General features: G+C 29.3%; 23 protein-coding genes and 1 tRNA gene. 12 read left to right on the forward strand and 12 right to left on the reverse strand.

Annotated features, from left to right (window positions below; all coding sequences use genetic code 11):
- Positions 1 to 84: 84 nt before the first annotated feature.
- From ACFQ1R_RS13865 to ACFQ1R_RS13875, 3 genes are all read right to left on the reverse strand, one after another.
- Positions 85 to 549 (reverse strand): PepSY-like domain-containing protein, encoded by a 465-nt coding sequence (locus ACFQ1R_RS13865; RefSeq protein ID WP_379926875.1) that lies wholly within the window; start codon positions 547 to 549, stop codon positions 85 to 87.
- Positions 550 to 630: 81 nt separating this feature from the next.
- Positions 631 to 1,878 (reverse strand): sensor histidine kinase, encoded by a 1,248-nt coding sequence (locus ACFQ1R_RS13870; RefSeq protein WP_379926876.1) that lies wholly within the window; start codon positions 1,876 to 1,878, stop codon positions 631 to 633.
- A 2-nt stretch (positions 1,879 to 1,880) separates the two neighbouring features.
- Positions 1,881 to 2,555 carry a response regulator transcription factor gene (locus ACFQ1R_RS13875; RefSeq protein WP_379926877.1) on the reverse strand — a complete coding sequence of 225 codons (675 nt, stop codon included), beginning with the start codon at positions 2,553 to 2,555 and terminating at the stop codon, positions 1,881 to 1,883.
- A 304-nt stretch (positions 2,556 to 2,859) separates the two neighbouring features.
- Here ACFQ1R_RS13875 and ACFQ1R_RS13880 point away from each other — a divergent pair.
- The 6 genes from ACFQ1R_RS13880 to ACFQ1R_RS13905 all read left to right on the forward strand — a co-directional run bounded on the left by ACFQ1R_RS13880 (position 2,860) and on the right by ACFQ1R_RS13905 (position 7,426).
- Positions 2,860 to 2,944: transfer RNA gene (locus ACFQ1R_RS13880), tRNA-Leu, on the forward strand.
- A 76-nt stretch (positions 2,945 to 3,020) separates the two neighbouring features.
- Positions 3,021 to 3,920 (forward strand): MerR family transcriptional regulator, encoded by a 900-nt coding sequence (locus ACFQ1R_RS13885; RefSeq protein WP_379926878.1) that lies wholly within the window; start codon positions 3,021 to 3,023, stop codon positions 3,918 to 3,920.
- 45 nt (positions 3,921 to 3,965) lie between these two features.
- Positions 3,966 to 5,432 carry a phytoene desaturase family protein gene (locus ACFQ1R_RS13890; protein ID WP_379926879.1) on the forward strand — a complete coding sequence of 489 codons (1,467 nt, stop codon included), beginning with the start codon at positions 3,966 to 3,968 and terminating at the stop codon, positions 5,430 to 5,432.
- Positions 5,429 to 6,268 carry a phytoene/squalene synthase family protein gene (locus ACFQ1R_RS13895; RefSeq protein WP_379926880.1) on the forward strand — a complete coding sequence of 280 codons (840 nt, stop codon included), beginning with the start codon at positions 5,429 to 5,431 and terminating at the stop codon, positions 6,266 to 6,268. The genes ACFQ1R_RS13890 and ACFQ1R_RS13895 overlap by 4 nt, the downstream gene beginning before the upstream one ends.
- Positions 6,269 to 6,277: 9 nt before the next feature.
- A complete protein-coding gene (locus ACFQ1R_RS13900; RefSeq protein WP_379926881.1) occupies positions 6,278 to 6,730 on the forward strand; it encodes a beta-carotene hydroxylase in 453 nt (150 codons plus the stop codon).
- Entirely contained in the window at positions 6,731 to 7,426 is a 696-nt protein-coding gene (locus ACFQ1R_RS13905) for a lycopene cyclase domain-containing protein (RefSeq protein WP_379926882.1), read from the forward strand. It begins immediately after the preceding gene.
- On the opposite strand, the gene ACFQ1R_RS13910 is transcribed toward ACFQ1R_RS13905, so the two are convergent.
- The 7 genes from ACFQ1R_RS13910 to ACFQ1R_RS13940 form a co-directional block, all read right to left on the reverse strand.
- Positions 7,419 to 7,979 carry a TlpA family protein disulfide reductase gene (locus tag ACFQ1R_RS13910; protein ID WP_379926883.1) on the reverse strand — a complete coding sequence of 187 codons (561 nt, stop codon included), beginning with the start codon at positions 7,977 to 7,979 and terminating at the stop codon, positions 7,419 to 7,421. The genes ACFQ1R_RS13905 and ACFQ1R_RS13910 overlap by 8 nt on opposite strands.
- Positions 7,980 to 8,053: 74 nt before the next feature.
- Positions 8,054 to 8,923: an anti-sigma factor gene (locus tag ACFQ1R_RS13915; RefSeq protein ID WP_379926884.1), complete on the reverse strand. Its 870-nt coding sequence runs from the start codon at positions 8,921 to 8,923 to the stop codon at positions 8,054 to 8,056.
- A 69-nt stretch (positions 8,924 to 8,992) separates the two neighbouring features.
- Complete coding sequence (locus tag ACFQ1R_RS13920) at positions 8,993 to 9,664, reverse strand: Crp/Fnr family transcriptional regulator (protein ID WP_379926885.1); 672 nt, start codon at positions 9,662 to 9,664, stop codon at positions 8,993 to 8,995.
- Between the two features lie 118 nt (positions 9,665 to 9,782).
- Entirely contained in the window at positions 9,783 to 10,208 is a 426-nt protein-coding gene (locus tag ACFQ1R_RS13925) for a DUF5606 family protein (RefSeq protein ID WP_379926886.1), read from the reverse strand.
- A gap of 55 nt (positions 10,209 to 10,263) precedes the next feature.
- Positions 10,264 to 10,854, reverse strand: a complete 591-nt coding sequence (gene def / locus ACFQ1R_RS13930; RefSeq protein WP_379926887.1) for a peptide deformylase — start codon at positions 10,852 to 10,854, stop codon at positions 10,264 to 10,266.
- 83 nt (positions 10,855 to 10,937) lie between these two features.
- Positions 10,938 to 11,348 carry a Holliday junction resolvase RuvX gene (gene ruvX, locus ACFQ1R_RS13935; RefSeq protein WP_379926888.1) on the reverse strand — a complete coding sequence of 137 codons (411 nt, stop codon included), beginning with the start codon at positions 11,346 to 11,348 and terminating at the stop codon, positions 10,938 to 10,940.
- A 109-nt stretch (positions 11,349 to 11,457) separates the two neighbouring features.
- A complete protein-coding gene (locus ACFQ1R_RS13940) occupies positions 11,458 to 11,766 on the reverse strand; it encodes a hypothetical protein (protein ID WP_379926889.1) in 309 nt (102 codons plus the stop codon).
- A 331-nt stretch (positions 11,767 to 12,097) separates the two neighbouring features.
- Between ACFQ1R_RS13940 and ACFQ1R_RS13945 the strand changes: the two genes are divergently transcribed.
- Together ACFQ1R_RS13945 and ACFQ1R_RS13950 are read left to right on the forward strand one after the other, a co-directional pair.
- Complete coding sequence (locus tag ACFQ1R_RS13945) at positions 12,098 to 12,913, forward strand: 2,3,4,5-tetrahydropyridine-2,6-dicarboxylate N-succinyltransferase (RefSeq protein ID WP_379926890.1); 816 nt, start codon at positions 12,098 to 12,100, stop codon at positions 12,911 to 12,913.
- A gap of 114 nt (positions 12,914 to 13,027) precedes the next feature.
- Positions 13,028 to 14,146 carry a glycosyltransferase gene (locus ACFQ1R_RS13950; protein ID WP_379926891.1) on the forward strand — a complete coding sequence of 373 codons (1,119 nt, stop codon included), beginning with the start codon at positions 13,028 to 13,030 and terminating at the stop codon, positions 14,144 to 14,146.
- Here ACFQ1R_RS13950 and ACFQ1R_RS13955 read toward each other — a convergent pair whose 3' ends face one another.
- Positions 14,147 to 14,965, reverse strand: a complete 819-nt coding sequence (locus tag ACFQ1R_RS13955) for a glycosyltransferase family 2 protein (protein ID WP_379926892.1) — start codon at positions 14,963 to 14,965, stop codon at positions 14,147 to 14,149.
- Positions 14,966 to 15,085: 120 nt separating this feature from the next.
- Here ACFQ1R_RS13955 and ACFQ1R_RS13960 point away from each other — a divergent pair, with 120 nt between their 5' ends.
- Positions 15,086 to 15,844, forward strand: a complete 759-nt coding sequence (locus ACFQ1R_RS13960; protein WP_379926893.1) for a glycosyltransferase family 2 protein — start codon at positions 15,086 to 15,088, stop codon at positions 15,842 to 15,844.
- 1 nt (position 15,845) lies between these two features.
- On the opposite strand, the gene ACFQ1R_RS13965 is transcribed toward ACFQ1R_RS13960, so the two are convergent.
- Positions 15,846 to 16,601: a lipopolysaccharide kinase InaA family protein gene (locus ACFQ1R_RS13965; RefSeq protein WP_379926894.1), complete on the reverse strand. Its 756-nt coding sequence runs from the start codon at positions 16,599 to 16,601 to the stop codon at positions 15,846 to 15,848.
- Positions 16,602 to 16,712: 111 nt separating this feature from the next.
- Here ACFQ1R_RS13965 and ACFQ1R_RS13970 point away from each other — a divergent pair, with 111 nt between their 5' ends.
- Genes ACFQ1R_RS13970 through ACFQ1R_RS13980 form a run of 3 tightly spaced genes read left to right on the forward strand, consistent with a single transcriptional unit; the run spans position 16,713 to position 19,122 of the window.
- The gene (locus tag ACFQ1R_RS13970; RefSeq protein ID WP_379926895.1) at positions 16,713 to 17,273 is read left to right on the forward strand and encodes an L-threonylcarbamoyladenylate synthase; all 561 of its coding nucleotides are present in this window, start codon (positions 16,713 to 16,715) and stop codon (positions 17,271 to 17,273) included.
- A gap of 26 nt (positions 17,274 to 17,299) precedes the next feature.
- Positions 17,300 to 17,674, forward strand: a complete 375-nt coding sequence (locus tag ACFQ1R_RS13975; RefSeq protein ID WP_379926896.1) for a GxxExxY protein — start codon at positions 17,300 to 17,302, stop codon at positions 17,672 to 17,674.
- Between the two features lie 29 nt (positions 17,675 to 17,703).
- Positions 17,704 to 19,122, forward strand: a complete 1,419-nt coding sequence (locus tag ACFQ1R_RS13980) for a CCA tRNA nucleotidyltransferase (RefSeq protein WP_379926897.1) — start codon at positions 17,704 to 17,706, stop codon at positions 19,120 to 19,122.
- The last annotated feature ends 17 nt before the right edge of the window (positions 19,123 to 19,139 follow it).

Raw genomic sequence — 19,139 nt, forward strand, 5'->3', positions numbered from 1 at the left:
AGTTTTTTGTGTTTCATGATTTTATGAAATAAAAAAATGCTAAAAACATTAAACTGTTTTTAGCATTTTTTTTCAAATTTATGTTTAATCGTTTTCTTCCTCGTTTTCTTCTATTAGTGCTTTCTTCAAAATTTTACCATCCATATCTAAAACAACTTCCATTTTAGTTTCATCTTTTTCTATTTCAAATTCATAAAAAACACCTTTAGAGGTTTCTGAAATTTCAACATCTTCAATATCGTATTCTAGAAATTGAGATTTCAATACATCAATGATGTTTTTTGGAAGATCTTTGGTCTTAATTTCATGTTCTGTTTCTAACCAAACACCTTCATTGGAAAAATTAGCTGAATACTCTACCTTGTTCATTTTAAATTCAGCTTCCCACTCTGTTTCAGATTCTTTATCCCAATGCGCTTCTTTAACGTTAGGGAATTTTTTAGCAAAAGCCTCTTTTACTATTTTAGGTACATTATTTTGGTTCGCACATGTAAAGGCTAACATGCAAAACACAATAAAAGCCACCAATAATTTTGTTACATTTTTCACTTTTTATTTATTTTAAATTAAACAACCATGCTAAAGTAACCCTTAATTCTAAAGACAATTTTAAGCAAATCTCAATAAAAATTATTTGAATATTAATTGAAAAAAATGTTTTTGTTCTTTAAAAGAATAATTTACCTTAAAATTATATAAATCACATATTTTTTTTACAATAGTCAAGCCTAATCCTATAGAGTGTTTATTATTTGTTTCGGTATAAAACCTTAAAAATAACTTTTCAGGATTCAATAATTCTCTATCTCCTGCATTTGAAATTATTAATGATTTTTTATTAGTAATTATTATAATAGCCTCTTTTCTCGAATTATATTTAATGGCATTGGAAATAAGGTTATTTATAAGAATATCGGCTAAATAAGCATCCATAGAAACCACTATATCTTGTTCTGAATCAAAATAAATACTATTAGTACTTATTTCTTTAAAACTTTCAATTTTTTTCGAAATTAAACTGGTTAGATTTACAATTTCTAAATTATCAAATTGATGGTTATCTACTTTAGTTATAAGAGTTATTTTTTGATTAAGCAACTTTAGGCGCTGTATATCTTTTTGGATACTTGATATATCCTGAAATTGTTTATCACTTATAGAACCATCATTTATAAAAGTATCAATTTTTGCTTGAATTATGGCAAGTGGTGTTTGTATTTCATGTGACACATTCTCTGTAAACTGTTTTAGGTTTTCATAGTCTGTTTTTACCTTATTTGTAAGGGTTCTTATTTCTTTATTTAATTCTGAAAACTCTAAAATATCGCTATCCTCCAATTCGATAGATTGGTTGGATGTTAATGAAAACCTTTTCATTTGTTCCAGATTATTAAAAAAAGGGCTCCATAATTTAAGATTTTTAGCTGTGTTAAAATAGAACAAGAAAAAAAAAGCGAGTATAAATACTGTAATAGTAGATGTGACAATGGCTATTAGAATTTGGTCGTTTTCAACCACAAAATCTCTAACAGTAACTTGATAAATTTGGTTATTAATATGCTTAAAAGTTGTTAATTCCCTAAAAAGCTCCATCTCTTTTTGTGAGGGATCAAAAATAACTGTATCCTTAAAAACTTGAGGTTGTATTATCTCAGCTTTTCTAATTTCGACTATTGGTGGCAAAGAAAATAATTGATTATTTGTCTTTATGGCATTAACAACTCTGGCTTCTGTTGAATATAGTATTTCATCTATTTCTTGTTGTAAAAGGTGTTTCGTGTAATAGTATAAAATACCAGTACTTAAAATAGTTAAAACTAATCCTGTTAATAAGAAGGTTTTAGATGTTTTCTTTATAAGTTTAATTTTTTTAGCCACTTCTAATCTTCAATAAATTTATACCCACTGCCGTATGCCGTTTTTATGTACTTTGATCCTTCAATGGTTAATTTTTTTCGTAAATTATTAATATGCACATAAATAAAATCAAAATTATCTAGCAAATCACTATTATCACCCCAAAGATGTTCTGCTATTATTTCTTTTGATAAAACCCTTCCTTTATTTGATATAAAAAACACCAACAAATCATATTCTTTACGGGTAAGAGCTATATCTTTACCTTTAATGAATACGGTTCTAGACTTCGTATTAATTGAAATTTCATTGTATTCTAAAATATCGTTACCTCCAAATTTCCCTCTTCTTAACACTGCTGTTATACGTGCATTTAGTTCTGCTAAATGAAAAGGTTTTGTAATATAATCATCAGCTCCAAAATTCAAACCCTCCAACTTATCTGTTAAAGAGTTATTAGCAGAAACTATAATTACTCCCACATGTTTTTTTTCTTTTTTAATAGTTTTAAGAACATCCAAACCACTACCAGTAATTAAATTTATATCAAGTATTATTACATCATAATCATATAAAGCTGTTTTTTCTGAAGCTTCTTCAAAATTAGACGCAACCTCACATACGTTACCGTCACGATTCAAATATTTTACTATAGATTGTTGTAAATCGAATTCGTCTTCAGCTATTAAATATTTCATATTTATAAATTTAACTTACTAAAATTAGTATTTAATTCTAAATTAAATCTAAAGCTAAAAACAACAGCTTATTGAATATAATTAGCATTTGTTACACAAATAAACCTTTTTGTAATAAGTTGTACTATTACTAAATTAAAACTATATCCGCAAATAATACTTCTAATAACTAAAAATAAATCCGTAAAAATTAAAAAATCTTTATTTATAATATAAATACACTGAAGCTTTAAACCACATTGAATCACCAAAAAAATTCAAGTAAGTCTGCCTAACTTTTTCTATTTTTACACACTTCATAAATGCGCACGTGGCGGAATTGGTAGACGCGCCAGCTTGAGGGGTTGGTATTCGCTTAGAATGTGGAAGTTCGAGTCTTCTCGTGCGCACTTTTTTTCTTTAAATTTTAAAATTTTATTTATTCAATTAATATACATACTTTTGTTTAACACAAAACAAATATTAATGAACAATATTAAAGTCAATTTTAGTATTAAAGATTTAGAAAATCTTACTGGTATTAAAGCTCATACTATAAGAATTTGGGAAAAACGCTATAACTTACTAAGCCCAAACAGAACAGACACTAATATTAGAAATTACAGTATTACTAGTTTTCAAAAACTATTAAACATTTCATATCTAAACAATAACGGTTTAAAAATTTCCAAAATTGCTAAGTTAAAAGAAGAAGAAATACCCATAAAAGTAAGAGAAATTGCTTCCAGAGGTAAGGTTGAAGACCATGCCATTAATGCCTTTAAACTGTCTATGGTAAACTTTGACCAAGTTTTATTTTACAATACCTACAACAATTTACTTGAAAACAAAACTTTTAAAGACATTTTTTATACTGTATTTTTACCTTTACTAAATGAAATTGGAGTTTTATGGCAAACTAACACCATAACACCAGCTCACGAACACTTCATATCCGTTCATATCAAACAAAAAATACTTCTAAATATTGAACGACTGCAAAGCCTAGAACCAAAACCTGAAACTGATACTTTTGTACTATTTTTACCTGATAATGAAATACATGACATTGGTTTATTATTCATTAATTATGAGTTAAGAAGCAAAGGTTACCATACCATTTTTTTAGGAGAAAGTGTTCCTATGGACAATTTAACAGATTTGTTCGATTATTTTGAAAATATAACTTTTGTTTCTTACTTTACGGTATATCCCGAAGATGATTTACTAGAATTATACATAACAGATTTTAAAAATTTACTTCTTAAAAAAGAAAGTGCTAAATTATTGTTGCTAGGACAAAAACTTATTAATTACAACAGTAAAAAACTTCCAGAAAAAATTAAAATATTTAAATCGATAGAAGATTTAGTGAAAGAATTATAATTAAATTTTTTATTGTTTAACTTTTACGTATATTTGTTAAACAATATGAAAAAAACAATTAGTATTATAGGTTCGGGGTTTTCTTCTTTGGCTGCCTCTTGTTATCTTGCCAAAGCTGGTTATGATGTAACTATTTTTGAAAAAAATAGTACAATTGGTGGTCGTGCTAGACAGTTAAAAAAAGACGGTTTCACTTTTGATATTGGTCCAACTTGGTATTGGATGCCCGATGTTTTTGAGCGTTTTTTTTCAGACTTCAATAAAAAACCTTCAGATTATTATGATTTAGACAAATTAAACCCTGCATATAGTGTCTATTTTGGGAAAGATGATTTCATAACAATTGAAGATACTTTAGATAAAATAAAAGTAGCATTTGAAAATGAAGAAAAAGGCAGTTCTTTGAAGCTAAATTCATTTATTGAAAAAGCAAAAAGCAATTATGATATTGCCATTAAAGATTTGGTTTACAATCCAGGTGTATCACCATTAGAGTTGGTTACTCCTGCTACCATAAAAAAACTAAATCAATTTTTCAGCACAATCAAAACGGATGTTAGAAAACAATTTAAAAACAACCGGTTAGTAAAAATACTAGAATTTCCTGTTTTGTTTTTAGGTGCTAAACCAAGTGATACACCGTCATTTTATAGTTTTATGAATTATGCCGATTTTGGTTTAGGCACATTTCATCCAAAAAAAGGTATGTATCAAGTTATACTTGCCATAGAATCGTTAGCCAAAGAATTAGGTGTTACTATAAAAACACAAAATTCAATAGATAAAATTATTGTAGAAAATAGTGAAGCTTCAGGAATTATAGCAAATGGTATTACATATAAAAGTGATATTATTGTTAGTGGTGCAGATTACCATCATACTGAAACATTATTAGATAAACCATACAGGCAATACACTGAAAACTATTGGAATAAAAAAACTTTTGCACCTTCTTCCTTATTATTTTATGTTGGGTTTGATAAAAAATTGAAAAATGTAAATCATCACACATTATTTTTTGATGTTGATTTTGATGTACATGCCGAAGCTATATATGACAAACCTAAATGGCCAGAAAATCCACTTTTTTATGCAAGTTTCCCTAGTAAAACAGATGATAGTTCAGCGCCAACAGGTAAAGAAGCAGGTATATTTTTAATACCACTTGCACCAGGAATAGAAGACACACAAGAGTTAAGAAATATATACTTTGATAAAATTTTAACGCGATTTGAAAAATTAACTTCTCAAGAAGTAAAAAACGCAGTACTTTTTAAAGAAAGTTTTTGTTTAAACGATTTTATAAACGATTACAACTCGTATAAAGGAAACGCCTATGGTATGGCAAACACATTATTACAAACAGCCTTTTTACGACCAAAATTAAAAAGCAAAAAAGTAAAAAACCTATACTTTACAGGTCAATTAACAGTGCCTGGTCCTGGCGTTCCACCATCATTAATATCAGGAAAATTAGTAGCCGATTTAGTAACAAAACACCATAAATTATGAAATCACTTTTTGATACCGTTTCGTACCATTGCAGTAAAACTGTTACCAAAACATATAGTACATCGTTTTCTTTGGCTACCAAAATGCTTTATAGTTCTATAAGAAGTGATATTTACAATATCTATGGCTTTGTTAGGTTTGCTGATGAAATTGTTGATTCATTTCACGATTATGATAAAGAACTTTTATTTAATAAATTTTCTGAAGATCTAGAATTGGCTTTAAAAGACAAAATTAGTTTAAATCCTATTTTAAATTCATTTCAACATACATTTCACAACTATCAAATAGACAAAAGTTTAGTTGATGCTTTCATGAATAGTATGCGATTGGATTTACACAAAAACACCTATTTAACTGATGACGAATACAAAAATTACATATACGGATCTGCCGATGTGGTTGGTCTTATGTGCTTAAAAGTATTTGTTAAAGGTGATAATGAAAAATATGAAGCTTTAAAAGATACGGCTATGGCATTGGGTTCGGCATTTCAAAAAGTAAATTTTTTAAGAGATTTAAAAGCCGATTTTGATGGGTTAAACAGAAGTTATTTTCCTAATGTAGATTTAGATAATTTGGATGAAGCATCAAAAAAACAAATTATTGAAGATATTGAAAGTGATTTTGAAAAAGGTTTAAGTGGCATACAAAAACTACCTATTGAAGCTAAATTTGGTGTTTTTATGGCTTACCGATACTACAAACAGTTACTTAAAAAACTTAAAAAAACACCTGCATTACAAATAAGAAGTGCCAGAATACGTGTTTCAAACCCAAAAAAAGTTGAATTATTGATGCGTAGCTACGTTAAGTATCAATTAAATTTATTGTAAATTTATAACATGCAAACCTTCATTTTTATAATTATATTTTTAGCAACTTATTGCTTTATGGAATTTATGGCGTGGTTTACCCATAAATACGTGATGCATGGTTTTTTATGGAGTTTACACAAAGATCATCATAAAAAAGACCACGATAGTTGGTTTGAACGTAATGATGCCTTTTTTATATTTTACGCAGTAGTAAGTATAGGATGTTTTTTACTTTGGAAATATGATATATTTTGGGCAGGTTTACCCATTGGTATAGGTATTTTTGCTTACGGACTTTCTTATTTCTTAGTGCACGATATATTTATCCACCAACGATTTAAACTGTTTCGAAATGCTAATAATTGGTATGCAAAAGGTGTTAGACGTGCTCATAAAATGCACCACAAACATATTGGAAAAGAAGATGGCGAATGCTTCGGAATGTTGTTTGTGCCTTTCAAATATTTTAAGCAAAAATAGATGTCTTACCTATATCTGTTACTCAATTTAGGTTCTTTATCAATCCCTTTTCTTTTTAGTTTTCATCCAAAATTGAAATTTTATAGACTTTGGAAATCACTTTGTATTAGCATTTTAATTAGTATGCTAATATTTATTCCTTGGGATGTTTTTTTTACAATTGAAGGAATTTGGGGTTTTAATTCTAATTACTATTTAGGTTATAAACTACTAAGTTTACCAATTGAAGAATGGCTATTTTTTATCTGTATTCCTTATGCTTGTGTTTTTACGCATTTTGCTTTGTTATATTATTTTCCGAAGTTAAAATTATCAAGTGGTGTTACTAAATTAATATGTTACCTATTAATTCTCATCTTCATAACTATTACTATTTATAATTATGATAAATGGTACACGTTTGTAAACTTTAGTTTGGCTAGTATTTTAACATTTATCGTGATAAATAAAAAACCAGAAATATTGCAATCTTTTTTATTAACATTTTTAGTAATGTTATTACCTTTTTTTATTGTAAACGGTATTTTAACAGGAAGTTTTATTGAAAATGAAGTGGTTTGGTACACAAATTCTGAAAACTTAAACATTCGATTATTTACAATTCCTGTTGAAGATTCGGTGTATGCCTTTACTTTAATTCTTTTAAATTTATTTATAATAACTTCATTAGAAACTAAAAAGAAAACAACTATTTAAGTAATACATCAATAGTATTTCTTATCTTTTCACTATTCCAGTTAGCAGCATTATCTTCATCAATAATAATGTTGCCTTTTTTATCTATCAAAAATGTTCTTGGTATAGTATTTATATCAAAATATTCTGGATAACCTAGTGTTGGTCTGTACACTTTAAAGGTATAGTTATGCTTTTTTAAAAACGGATTTATCTCGCTATACCAATCATTTGTTACAAACAGGAACACTACTTTATCTTGATAATCATTATAAAGTGCTTGCATACTTGGCATTTCTGCAATGCATGGCGGACACCATGTTGCCCAAAAATTTATTAAAACAACCTTTCCTTTTGTATCTCCAAAATTGAGAGGAACATTGTTCTCGTCACTTAATTTCCAATTGTAATGTGGTATGTTTGTTAATTTTGTTTCATTAATTGAAACAGGTTTTACCCATGCAATAGCCTTGTGTAATAGAACTTGTATTGGCTGTCTGGTTTGCGGAATAAGCATTACTGCTATTGCTACAAAAAATAATATATTTTTAAAATTCTTCTTAAAAAAATTCATAATTATAAATTAAAAAAGGCATAATTTCTAAGTGGAAATTACGCCTTAAATATACAAGATTTTTTAAGTAAAAATTATCTGGTAACTGAACCTGACAAACTTGTAACTGGTCCCGCACCCATGTTAATTGTTTTGTGTACTTCCGCATTAGCTGGCACTACATGAGCTAGCGGCTTTAACGTAAATGGAGCTGGACTATTATCCGGATTTGGTTCAACAGAAATAACAATAGTTTTACCCTTTAAATCTGTTGGAAACATCAATCCTGTGGGTGCATTTCTTAGATAATCTTCACCTGGAAAGTTTGGTCCATTTCCAGCAATTCCTTTAAAAGGAGAGGTTACGGCATTATCATCAAAACCTGTTGAACTAACAAATGTACCAGTACTTATTGGCGTACCGTTAAAAACCACCCAACCTTCGTATTTCCATCCATCTGAAAGGGTTGGTAAACTTAACCCAGCAACAACACTACCTGTTGAATTGTCTAAAAACCAAACGCCACTGGCTTCATTTGTATTGTCTTCATCAGTTGGAGTTGCTAAAATGTACTTACCACTTACCGAACTAAAATTAGCTACAATACCATTAGAATTTACACTTGCTGTATTTCCAATAAAATCGCCAACTAATATTTTTGTTGCGGCTGGTGCTAAATCAGTATCAAGCCTAGGTTCAATTGAAAGTACAAATTTGGTTGCACTAGCTAATTGCCTAGCTTCAACCTGAAAAGATTGCGGAAATATAACTGAAGAAAACACTCCTGTTGAAACAGGTTCTCCATCAACAATAATCCAACCTTCATAAACAAAATCACTGCCTAACTCTTCTAAACCAGATAGGTTTAAAACCAAATTGGTTGTTTTAGCCTCGTCTTCATTATCACAAGAAATAATAACAAAACACGTAATTAACACTAGAAATAACTTTTTTTTAATCATCATATCGTTTTTAAGTTTTTAATAGCTCAAAAATATGATGTGTAATTATTATAAAATGTTAGCTATCTAACACTATGCTATTTTTTTATATATTCTAATCTCTTTTTTGTTAAACTCAATAATTTCTTCATCTTTCAATTCATTTATAAGAATATTCAAAGTAGGTCTGGAAGTTCCTATTAGAGAAGCTATGTCTTTTTGAGTATATGGGTGGTTTATAACTATATCTCCCGTTTTTTTACAATTATAACCATATTCTTCACCTAATTCATTTAGAAATTCAAGAAGCCTAGTTTTTGTATCTTTAAACATTAAAAGCTGAAGTCTTCTTTCTAATTTTTGAAGTTTAAAACCAATAAACTTATATATTCTAAAACTGAAAGTTTCATTTTTTCGCATTAAATCGTGCATAACATCTACACTTACAGGACAAATACTTGTTAGGTTATCAATAGATTGGGCAAATTCTTCTCTTTTATATTCTCCAAGAATTGCTTTTTCACCAAATAATTGTCCTTTAGATAAAATAGCCTTTATAACCTCTGTGCCATCTTCATTATAATAGCCAATTTTTACTTTTCCTTTTTCAATAAGAAACACTTTGTTTGAAGATTCCTCTTCAAAATAAATATAGTCTTGCTTTTTATAGGAATCAAAATCATGGCTATTTTTATATTCTTTAAACTTATGAGGGCAAAGTATTTTAAATAAGTTTACATCTTCGAAAAACCAAAGTGGATTCATAATTTAGTTGTTTTGTTGGCTTAATACAGTCGTAAATTTTTAAAAAACTATCATATACAAATAAAAAAACCTCCAAAAAGGAGATTTTTTTATATGATTTTCATAAAACTACTAATTATTATTCTTCTTCAGACTTTGCATTTTCTTTACTAGAATTTTCAAAATCTAACATATCGTGTTCTTGCAGCAAGTTATACCATTGTATTACTTTTTTTATGTCGCTTACATACACACGATCTTCATCATATTCTGGTAATATTTCAAAGAAATATTCTTCTAATTTATCTTTACTATCTTTTGCTTTTACAGCTGTTTGCCCACCATTTTCTTTCTTTTTAATGCTTTTAAGCACTTCTTTTAAAGGCACTTCTTCTGTTAAGGTATAAATAGCTATTTCACTTAAAACACTTACATTTTGTTGAATATTTACTGATAAACGTTTTTTATCAATTAAAGATTCTGCTACAAAACCACCTCGTGTTTGTGCTACTAATTTATATAATCCTGGTTTTCCTGCAATAGCTAAAACTTTTTCTAAACTCATAAATTATTTTTTTGAAAAAGGCAAATATCAACTGTTTGTTGATGCTTTGCAAATATTATCGTTTCTTTTTTTGGTCTGGAAAACGCATGCGGTAATCTACATCAATCTTTCCTTTAGAAATGTTTGTTAACCTTCCTTTTATTAAACGCTTTTTTAAACTTGACAGCTTATCTGTAAACAAAACACCTTCAATATGGTCGTATTCATGCTGAATAACACGAGCTATTAAGCCATCAAATACTTCGGTATGTTGCTTAAAATTTTCATCAAGATATTCAACAGTTATTACAGGTTTTCTAAAAACATCTTCACGCACATCTGGAATACTTAAACAGCCTTCATTAAATGCCCATTCGCTACCTTCTTCATTTAAAATTTTAGCATTTATAAATACACGTTTAAAACCGTTTAGTGCTTTTTGCTCGTTTGATGTTAAATCTTCATCATCTGAAAATGGTGTTGTATCAACAATAAAAAGTCTTATTGCTAAACCTATTTGTGGTGCTGCTAAACCTACGCCACTTGCGTTGTACATAGTGTCAAACATATTGGCTAGCAATGCATCTAGTTGTGGATACTCTTTATTTATATCGACACACATTTTTTTTAAAACTGGGTCGCCATATGCTACAATGGGTAAAATCATGGTTGAAATTTGTATTATTAGCTGCAAAAATACAATACTTATGTATTATTGTTTGTATTTAATAGAAATTATTAAGAAGAAAACTATTTTGAATATAAATAGCTTTGTAAAATAAGTGTTGCACTAATTTCATCAACCAAAGCCTTATTTTTTCGTTGATTTTTTTTAAGTCCGCTATCAATCATTGTTTGAAATGCCATTTTTGAAGTAAAACGTTCATCAACACGTTTAATTGGAATATTAGGAAATTGTGTTTCAAGCTTTTTTAAAAAAGGCGCAATTAGTACTTCACTTTCTGAAGCTGTGTTATCCATCTGCTTAGGTTCGCCAACTACAAATAATTCAACCAATTCTTTAGAAGTGTAATCTTTTAAAAACACCAATAATTCAGTTGTATTAACAGTAGTGAGTCCAGATGCTATAATTTGAAGCTCATCGGTTACTGCTAAACCTGTGCGTTTCATACCATAATCTATTGCTAAAATGCGAGCCATAAGTAGTTTTTATTTCAAAATACGGGATAAAGATAAAAAAGACCTTCTTTTCAGAAAGCCTTTTTTCAATTTAACCTTATGTAATTTTTGAATATGAACTCGTTTTTAATTAAGCTTTTACAGCTTTATTGATTTTAGGAAACATTAAGTTTAAGTTATCTACATTTCTTAAACGGTTAAAGTAAAGTTTAATATCACTATTACTACGAGCAATAGATTCTTTTACTTCTGAAGCATTTATTAACATTACTTCATTTTCGTTTGTAGTAGTTGTAGTTTCAACTGTTACTTGTTTATCATCATTTGAAACAGATACAGTATTAGTAATCTCAACTTTTACAGTTTCAGTAGTGCTTTGTGCGTTACCAAATGAGAAAGCTAGTAAGAAGATTATTAATATGTAAAAATTTGTTTTCATCTGTTTGTTATTGTTTGATGAGACAAATATATATCTGCACAAAGCCTCATACACAATAAATTAGTTGTACACGACGGTATTTTCGATTAGTAGTGGAGTGACAAATTTTTATCGATAAACAGATGAAAAGCATGTTTTAAAAGACTAAAAACACCAAAAATGTATTTCATCCGATTATTTTTTTCTTTGAAAGATGAAATGAGCAACTAATTTTTGAAAAATTGTCGTTTAACGACATCTTTTAATGTCTTTTAAAAGTTTATATAATAGAGGTTTCATTCCTGTTTTTTAACAGATACCTCTTATATTTGCCAAAAATTAAAATATAATAATGACCGAATTAAGACAAACCATAGAACAAGCTTGGGAAAATAGAGAGCTTTTAAAAGAAGAAAAAACAACTTCAGCCATTAGACAAGTTGTTGACCTATTAGATAAAGGAGAATTGCGTGTTGCAGAACCTATTGAAGGTGGCTGGCAAGTGAACGAATGGGTGAAAAAAGCTGTTGTTTTATATTTCCCAATTCAAAAAATGGAAACTATTGAATGTGGTCCATTAGAATTTCATGATAAAATTCCATTAAAAACAGGTTATGCTGAAAAAGGTATTCGAGTAGTGCCTCATGCAGTTGCAAGACATGGTGCCTATATTTCTGCCGGAACTATTTTAATGCCTAGTTATGTAAACATTGGTGCTTATGTAGATGAAGGTACAATGGTAGATACTTGGGCTACAGTTGGAAGTTGTGCACAAATTGGTAAAAATGTACATTTATCTGGTGGTGTTGGTATTGGTGGTGTTTTAGAACCTTTGCAAGCTGCACCAGTTATTATTGAAGATAACGTTTTTGTGGGTTCTAGATGTATTGTGGTTGAAGGCGTGCATGTTGAAACCGAAGCAGTTTTAGGTGCAAATGTAGTATTAACTATGAGTACTAAAATTATTGACGTAACTGGAGATACACCTATTGAAATGAAAGGTCGTGTACCTGCGCGTTCGGTAGTAATTCCTGGAAGTTACACTAAAAAGTTTGCTGCTGGTGAATATCAAGTACCTTGTGCATTAATTATTGGAAAACGTAAAGAAAGTACCGATAAGAAAACATCGCTAAACAATGCACTACGTGATAACGATGTAGCTGTTTAAAAAATAATAAAACTTAAAACAATTAGCTATCTAAACTACTTTGATTAGATAGCTAATTGTTTTTTTACTAAACTTGTAATCATTTTTCTTTCTGAAAATTTAATATCTAACTAAATGCGTATTTGTATAACTCGTTCTGAAAAACATGCCTATTCTGAAACTTTTATTCGCGATCAAATTTCAGGATTTTCTGAATTTGCAGATGTTTATACAATTCATAGTGGCAGATTTCCTGAAAGAGAAGAAAACGGAACACTTTTAAGCCCTAAACCTTTTTGGATACTTCACAAAATAATAAAAACCTTTGTTGGTAGAAATAATTTTTTTAGCAATTACGGTGTAAAAAAGTATCTGAAAAACAACAAAATAGATATTGTTTTATCAAATTATGGTATATCGGCTTCACATATGACTCCAGTTTGTAAAGCTTTAAATATTCCTTTAGTTGTTATTTTTCATGGGCATGATGCTACAAACAAAAAAACACTTATTAAATACAAAACAAAGTATCAACGTTTATTTAAATATGCTTCATTTATCATTGTTGTATCTGAAGAAATGAAAAAAGGATTAATAAAAAATGGCGCTAATCCTAAAAAAATAAGGGTTGTACCTTGTGGTGTTGATACCAGTAAATTTAAGCCACAAACAAAAACAACTTCTGAAAAAAACTTTCTTGCTGTTGGTAGGTTTACTTCCAAAAAAGGGCCACTTTTCACTATTAATGCATTTTATCAAGTTTTACAAAAATTTCCAGAAGCAACACTTACTATGGTTGGTAAAAAAAACGGTCTTTTTGAAGCTTGTGAAAAGCTTGTAAATGACCTTAAAATACAATCTTCTGTTACGTTTACAGGAATTTTAGAACAAAATGCCATTGCAAATTTAATGCTAAATTCACTTGCTTTTGTACAACATTCTGTAACTGCACCAAATGGCGACATGGAAGGAACACCTGTAAGCGTTATGGAGGCAAGTTCATGCGGTTTGCCTATAATAAGCACGCTACATGGCGGTATAAAAGATGCTGTTATTCACAACAAATCAGGCTTTTTAGTTGAAGAAACTCATTTTAATGATATGGCAAATTACATGATTAAACTGTGTGAAAATCCGGAAATGGCAAAAGAATTTGGATTAAATGGCAGAAAGCATATAGAAGAAAATTACAATCAAAAAAAGCAACTAACTAAACTTTTCAATTTGGCAAATGAAGCCATAAATAAAGCCTAACTATTTTTTTGCTATTCCAAAATCTGTCCAAGGTATTTTAGAATCTCTAGTATGTTTTCTAATAGCTTGGTTTTTAGCGATAGATTCTGGTGTTTTGTAACCGCGTTTATGGTCTAAATGCACACAAATTGCACTGTAACGTATTTGTTTTGATTTGATACCAAAATTGGTTAATCGTTCACCTAGCTCACGGTCTTGACCTCCATATTGCATGCGTTCATCAAAACCATTAATAGCTACAATATCTTGTTTCCAACCAGAAGCATTATGCCCATTCCAACTAGGGTTTGTTGGTGTTAAACTATTTAATAACTTAGAAACAATACCTTTTGCAGTAAGTTTATTATTCTTGAAAGATGATTTTAACCCATTATTTTTTAGCCATTTTAGCTGAAAACAATTACCTAAAAGAATATCATTTTTAGTTATTTTTTGAGAAATATCCATAGGAAGCATAAAATAACCACCTGATAAAAAATAACCTTTTTCTTTATTGTTTTGATGAACTTCTAAAAAATCGGCACGCGGAATACAATCGCCATCGCTCATTACAATATAATCTGCCTTACAAGCTACAATGGCTTTATTTAAAATTCTAGATTTTTGAAAACCATCATCTTCCTGCCATACATGAGTTATTTTTAAACTAGTAGCTTTTACAAACTCATCTAATAAAGCTTTCGTTTTTGGCCCAGAACCATCATCTGCAATTACAATTTCAAAATCTTTAAAAGTTTGACAACTATAACCCCAAAGCACGTTTTCTAACCAAGCTTCCGCATTATATGTGCTAATAATTACTGATATTTCAGGCATCATGTTGTTCTTAAAATCTAAATTTTTAAAGTGTAGCAAATTAATAAAAAGTATGGGGAAAACTAAAATAAATAGTCCTAAAGTATTTGATATATTTATATTTGTATCTAATAAACAGATACTATGATTAAACTTTCAGCAGTTATTATAACCTATAACGAAGAAGAACATTTAGAAAAATGCTTAAGTTCTTTAGTGGACATTGCTGATGAAATTATTGTAGTCGATTCATTTTCAACTGACAGAACACCAGAAATTTGCAAATCGTTTAACGTTACTTTTATTCAACATGCTTTTGAAGGCTATATTGAACAAAAAAATTATGCCGTATCGCAAGCAAAATACAATTACATTTTATCGCTTGATGGAGATGAAGCCTTGTCTGAAACTTTAAAAAATAGCATTTTAATAGTTAAAACTAATTGGCAGCATGATGGGTATTATTGTAACCGTTCAAATAATTATTGCGGACAGTGGATTAAACATTCCGATTGGTATCCAGACAAAAAACTGCGCTTATTTAAAAAAGAAAGTGGTGAATGGAAAGGCATAAACCCACACGATTGTTATACCTTAAAAAAAGGACTTAACGCTGGAAAACTAAAAGGTGATTTGCTACATTGGATTTATAGCGATTATTCAGACCATAATCAAAAAATAGAACGTTTTTCAACAATTGCATCTGAAGCTTATTTTAAATTGGGCAAAAAATCGTCTATTTGGAAAATTATTTACAGACCAACATGGGCGTTTTTTAAAGCTTATTTTTTAAGATTGGGCTTTTTAGATGGTTTAAACGGTTGGATTATTTGTGTACAAACGTACAATGTAACGTTTTTAAAATATGTGAAGCTTTACCGACTTTGGAAAGTAAAACAATAATTTATTTTTTTAAAAACTTCTTTTTCAATCGTTTTTTCCTATGAAATTTTTCTTGAAACGTCTCGGTTTCTTGCCACATTAAGCTTACTATTTTATTGTAATCTTCACCAGAACATTTGGCATATTCATCACTCATTACTTCTACCATCGATTTATGAATGGTTAAACGTGCAAAATTTTTAATTCTGGTTTCAAAATCTAATGGTCCAAATTCCATTCTGTTTAAATCTACCAAATAAAAATCATAATCAATTCCATTGTTTTTTATTAAGGTATTTCCGGGTGAATGGTCTAAAAAATGAATACCTTTTTCATGCAAACTAAATGTAAATCTTGTAAATGCTCTTAGTATTGCATCATAATTAGGTATATTAAAATCTTTGGTAAGTTCTCTATATGTCATATCACAAACCAATTGTTCACTCACGTAAAAACTTTTATTGAAGAAAAGAGCTGATTTAAATTCAAAATAAGCAATTGGTTTTGGCGTTCCAACACCCAATTTTATTAACTTATTAGCATATTCAAAAGAGCGTTGTGCTTTACTTTTTCTAAAAAAATTATATACTATTTTATTAACCGTATTGGGTATTTTAAAGGCTTTTATGTTTAAATCCATCCCAGCTACAGGAATTATTTTAATTACATTTCGGTTGCCAACGCCACCTTCAAACGTATCAAAATTATAAATTACGTTAGATAGCGCTTCTTTAAAATCGTTATTTAAACCTGTGTTAAAAACCTTTATTTCCTTCATTTAATAAAATAATATCACAAAAAAATTACAGTGCAATCTACTTTAAATTATAACATAACTTTTTAATTTTCTGTTGTAAATTTGCAGCGTTACAAATATAAGGTTCATAAAATGAATGAAGAAATAAATAAAGCATTACAAACTTTAAAATCTGGCGGACTTATACTCTACCCTACAGATACTGTTTGGGGTATTGGTTGCGATGCCACTAATGCGGAAGCCGTAAGTAAGGTTTATAAACTAAAACAACGTATTGATAGTAAAGCGCTAATTTGTTTAGTTGCCGATGATAGAATGCTGAAAAAATATGTAAAAAAAATACCCGAAGTAGCTTTAAATATTATTGATGTTACAGATAAACCAACTACTATTATTTATGATAATGCACAAAATTTAGCATCTAATTTAGTAGCTGAAGATAACACAATTGCCATAAGAATTCCTGATGATGAATTTTGTTTTCAACTTTGCAGAAGACTTAATGGTGCCATTGTTTCAACCTCGGCAAACATAAGTGGGTTTCCAACGCCAAATTCATTTAAAGAAATACAACCAGCTATTTTAAAAGGTGTAGACTATGTTGTAAATTTGCACCACGAGAAAATTTGCAATAAGCCATCATCAATTATCAAATTGAGTAACAATGGTGTCGTGAAGATTATACGAGAGTAAATTTAGCCACTAATACACAAATAATTATGTCTAACATTATTTATAAAGATGAGAGTTACGCTATTGCTGGTGTTTTATTTGATGTTTATAATAATTTAGGAAGTGGCTTTTCTGAAATAGTTTATAAAGATGCTATAGAATACGAATTTAAAACTCAAAATATATTATTCCAGAGAGAAAAAGAATTTAAAGTACAATACAAAGATGTGATTTTACCTCATAAATTCTATGCTGATTTTGTGTTATTTGATAAAATTATTTTAGAAATAAAATCATCAGAAAACTTAAATGATAAACATATTGCTCAATGCATCAATTATTTAAAAGTATCTAACCTAAAATTAGCTATTTTGGCTAATTTCCATAAAGATTTACTAGACCATAAAAGAATCGTTTTATAAAAAATTCGTGTATTAGTGGCATAAAAAATATGAATTACAAACAAGCATTACAACACCCCATATTTAAAACAATATCTAAATCTGCCAACCAATTAAATTTAGACAGTTACGTTATTGGTGGTTTTGTACGCGATTATATTTTAAAACGAGGCACCGCAAAAGATATTGATGTGGTTGCCATTGGTGATGGTATTGAACTAGCTAAACAAGTTGCAAAAAACCTACCAACAAAACCTAAAGTTCAGGTTTTTAAAACCTATGGAACTGCAATGCTTCTACATGAAGATATTGAAGTTGAATTTGTTGGCGCTAGAAAAGAATCGTACACCGAAGATAGCAGAAACCCAGCTGTAGAAAACGGCACTTTGGAAGACGACCAAAACCGACGCGATTTCACCATAAATGCCTTGGCTTTAGATTTAAACGAAGCCAATTTTGGCAACTTACTCGACCCTTTTAATGGCATTCAAGATTTAGAAAACAAAATAATCCGTACACCGTTAAATCCTGATATAACCTATTCAGATGATCCGTTAAGAATGATGCGAGCTATTCGATTTGCTACGCAACTTAATTTTGCTATTGAAAAAAATTCTTTAGAAGCCATTACAAGAAATAACGAACGCATAAAAATAATAACCAACGAACGTATTGTAACAGAACTTAATAAAATTTTGGAAAGCGAAACACCTTCCATTGGTTTTTTACTTTTAGAACAAACAGGATTATTACACCATATTTTACCCGAACTTATAGCTTTAAAAGGTATTGATGAAGTTGAAGGCCAACGCCATAAAGATAATTTTTATCACACCTTAGAAGTAGTTGATAATATAGCTAAAAACACCGATGATTTATGGTTACGTTGGGCAGCATTATTGCACGATATAGGAAAAGCTCCCACAAAAAAATTCAGCAAAAAAGTAGGTTGGACGTTTCATGGGCATGAGTTTGAAGGCTCAAAAATGGTGTATCGTTTATTCAAACGATTAAAAATGCCTTTGAATGAAAAAATGAAATTCGTTCAAAAAATGGTATTTATGAGCTCGCGACCAATTGTTTTAGCGAATGATGAAGTTACCGATTCCGCAGTCCGCAGATTGGTGTTTGATGCTGGTGAATTTGTAGATGATTTAATGACGCTTTGTGAAGCCGACATCACCACTAAAAACCCTAAAAAATTCAATAAATACCATAACAACTTTAAAATTGTTCGTGATAAAATTATTGAAGTTGAAGAACGCGACCATGTTAGAAACTTTCAACCGCCCATTTCAGGTGAAGAAATTATGGAAATTTTCAACTTAAAACCTTCAAAAGAAATAGGCATTATTAAAGAAGCTATAAAAGAAGCTATTTTAGAAGGCGATATTCCTAACGACCATGAAGCAGCTTTTCAACTAATGCTTAAAGAAGGAAAACGTTTAGGATTAACAATTAACAATTAACAATTAACAATTAACAA

It is taken from the genome of Mariniflexile jejuense, from assembly GCF_042675665.1.
Classification (GTDB): Bacteria; Bacteroidota; Bacteroidia; order Flavobacteriales; family Flavobacteriaceae; genus Mariniflexile; species Mariniflexile jejuense.

Excerpts from the sequence above, each read along its gene's own strand:
- ACFQ1R_RS13875 (WP_379926877.1), bottom strand. The coding sequence starts at position 2,555 with ATGAAATATTTAATAGCTGAAGACGAATTCGATTTACAACAATCTATA.
- ACFQ1R_RS13885 (WP_379926878.1), top strand. The coding sequence starts at position 3,021 with ATGAACAATATTAAAGTCAATTTTAGTATTAAAGATTTAGAAAATCTT.
- ACFQ1R_RS13890 (WP_379926879.1), top strand. The coding sequence starts at position 3,966 with ATGAAAAAAACAATTAGTATTATAGGTTCGGGGTTTTCTTCTTTGGCT.
- ACFQ1R_RS13895 (WP_379926880.1), top strand. The coding sequence starts at position 5,429 with ATGAAATCACTTTTTGATACCGTTTCGTACCATTGCAGTAAAACTGTT.
- ACFQ1R_RS13900 (WP_379926881.1), top strand. The coding sequence starts at position 6,278 with ATGCAAACCTTCATTTTTATAATTATATTTTTAGCAACTTATTGCTTT.
- ACFQ1R_RS13905 (WP_379926882.1), top strand. The coding sequence starts at position 6,731 with ATGTCTTACCTATATCTGTTACTCAATTTAGGTTCTTTATCAATCCCT.
- ACFQ1R_RS13910 (WP_379926883.1), bottom strand. The coding sequence starts at position 7,979 with ATGAATTTTTTTAAGAAGAATTTTAAAAATATATTATTTTTTGTAGCA.
- ACFQ1R_RS13915 (WP_379926884.1), bottom strand. The coding sequence starts at position 8,923 with ATGATGATTAAAAAAAAGTTATTTCTAGTGTTAATTACGTGTTTTGTT.
- ACFQ1R_RS13920 (WP_379926885.1), bottom strand. The coding sequence starts at position 9,664 with ATGAATCCACTTTGGTTTTTCGAAGATGTAAACTTATTTAAAATACTT.
- ACFQ1R_RS13925 (WP_379926886.1), bottom strand. The coding sequence starts at position 10,208 with ATGAGTTTAGAAAAAGTTTTAGCTATTGCAGGAAAACCAGGATTATAT.
- def (WP_379926887.1), bottom strand. The coding sequence starts at position 10,854 with ATGATTTTACCCATTGTAGCATATGGCGACCCAGTTTTAAAAAAAATG.
- ruvX (WP_379926888.1), bottom strand. The coding sequence starts at position 11,348 with ATGGCTCGCATTTTAGCAATAGATTATGGTATGAAACGCACAGGTTTA.
- ACFQ1R_RS13940 (WP_379926889.1), bottom strand. The coding sequence starts at position 11,766 with ATGAAAACAAATTTTTACATATTAATAATCTTCTTACTAGCTTTCTCA.
- ACFQ1R_RS13945 (WP_379926890.1), top strand. The coding sequence starts at position 12,098 with ATGACCGAATTAAGACAAACCATAGAACAAGCTTGGGAAAATAGAGAG.
- ACFQ1R_RS13950 (WP_379926891.1), top strand. The coding sequence starts at position 13,028 with ATGCGTATTTGTATAACTCGTTCTGAAAAACATGCCTATTCTGAAACT.
- ACFQ1R_RS13955 (WP_379926892.1), bottom strand. The coding sequence starts at position 14,965 with ATGATGCCTGAAATATCAGTAATTATTAGCACATATAATGCGGAAGCT.
- ACFQ1R_RS13960 (WP_379926893.1), top strand. The coding sequence starts at position 15,086 with ATGATTAAACTTTCAGCAGTTATTATAACCTATAACGAAGAAGAACAT.
- ACFQ1R_RS13965 (WP_379926894.1), bottom strand. The coding sequence starts at position 16,601 with ATGAAGGAAATAAAGGTTTTTAACACAGGTTTAAATAACGATTTTAAA.
- ACFQ1R_RS13970 (WP_379926895.1), top strand. The coding sequence starts at position 16,713 with ATGAATGAAGAAATAAATAAAGCATTACAAACTTTAAAATCTGGCGGA.
- ACFQ1R_RS13975 (WP_379926896.1), top strand. The coding sequence starts at position 17,300 with ATGTCTAACATTATTTATAAAGATGAGAGTTACGCTATTGCTGGTGTT.
- ACFQ1R_RS13980 (WP_379926897.1), top strand. The coding sequence starts at position 17,704 with ATGAATTACAAACAAGCATTACAACACCCCATATTTAAAACAATATCT.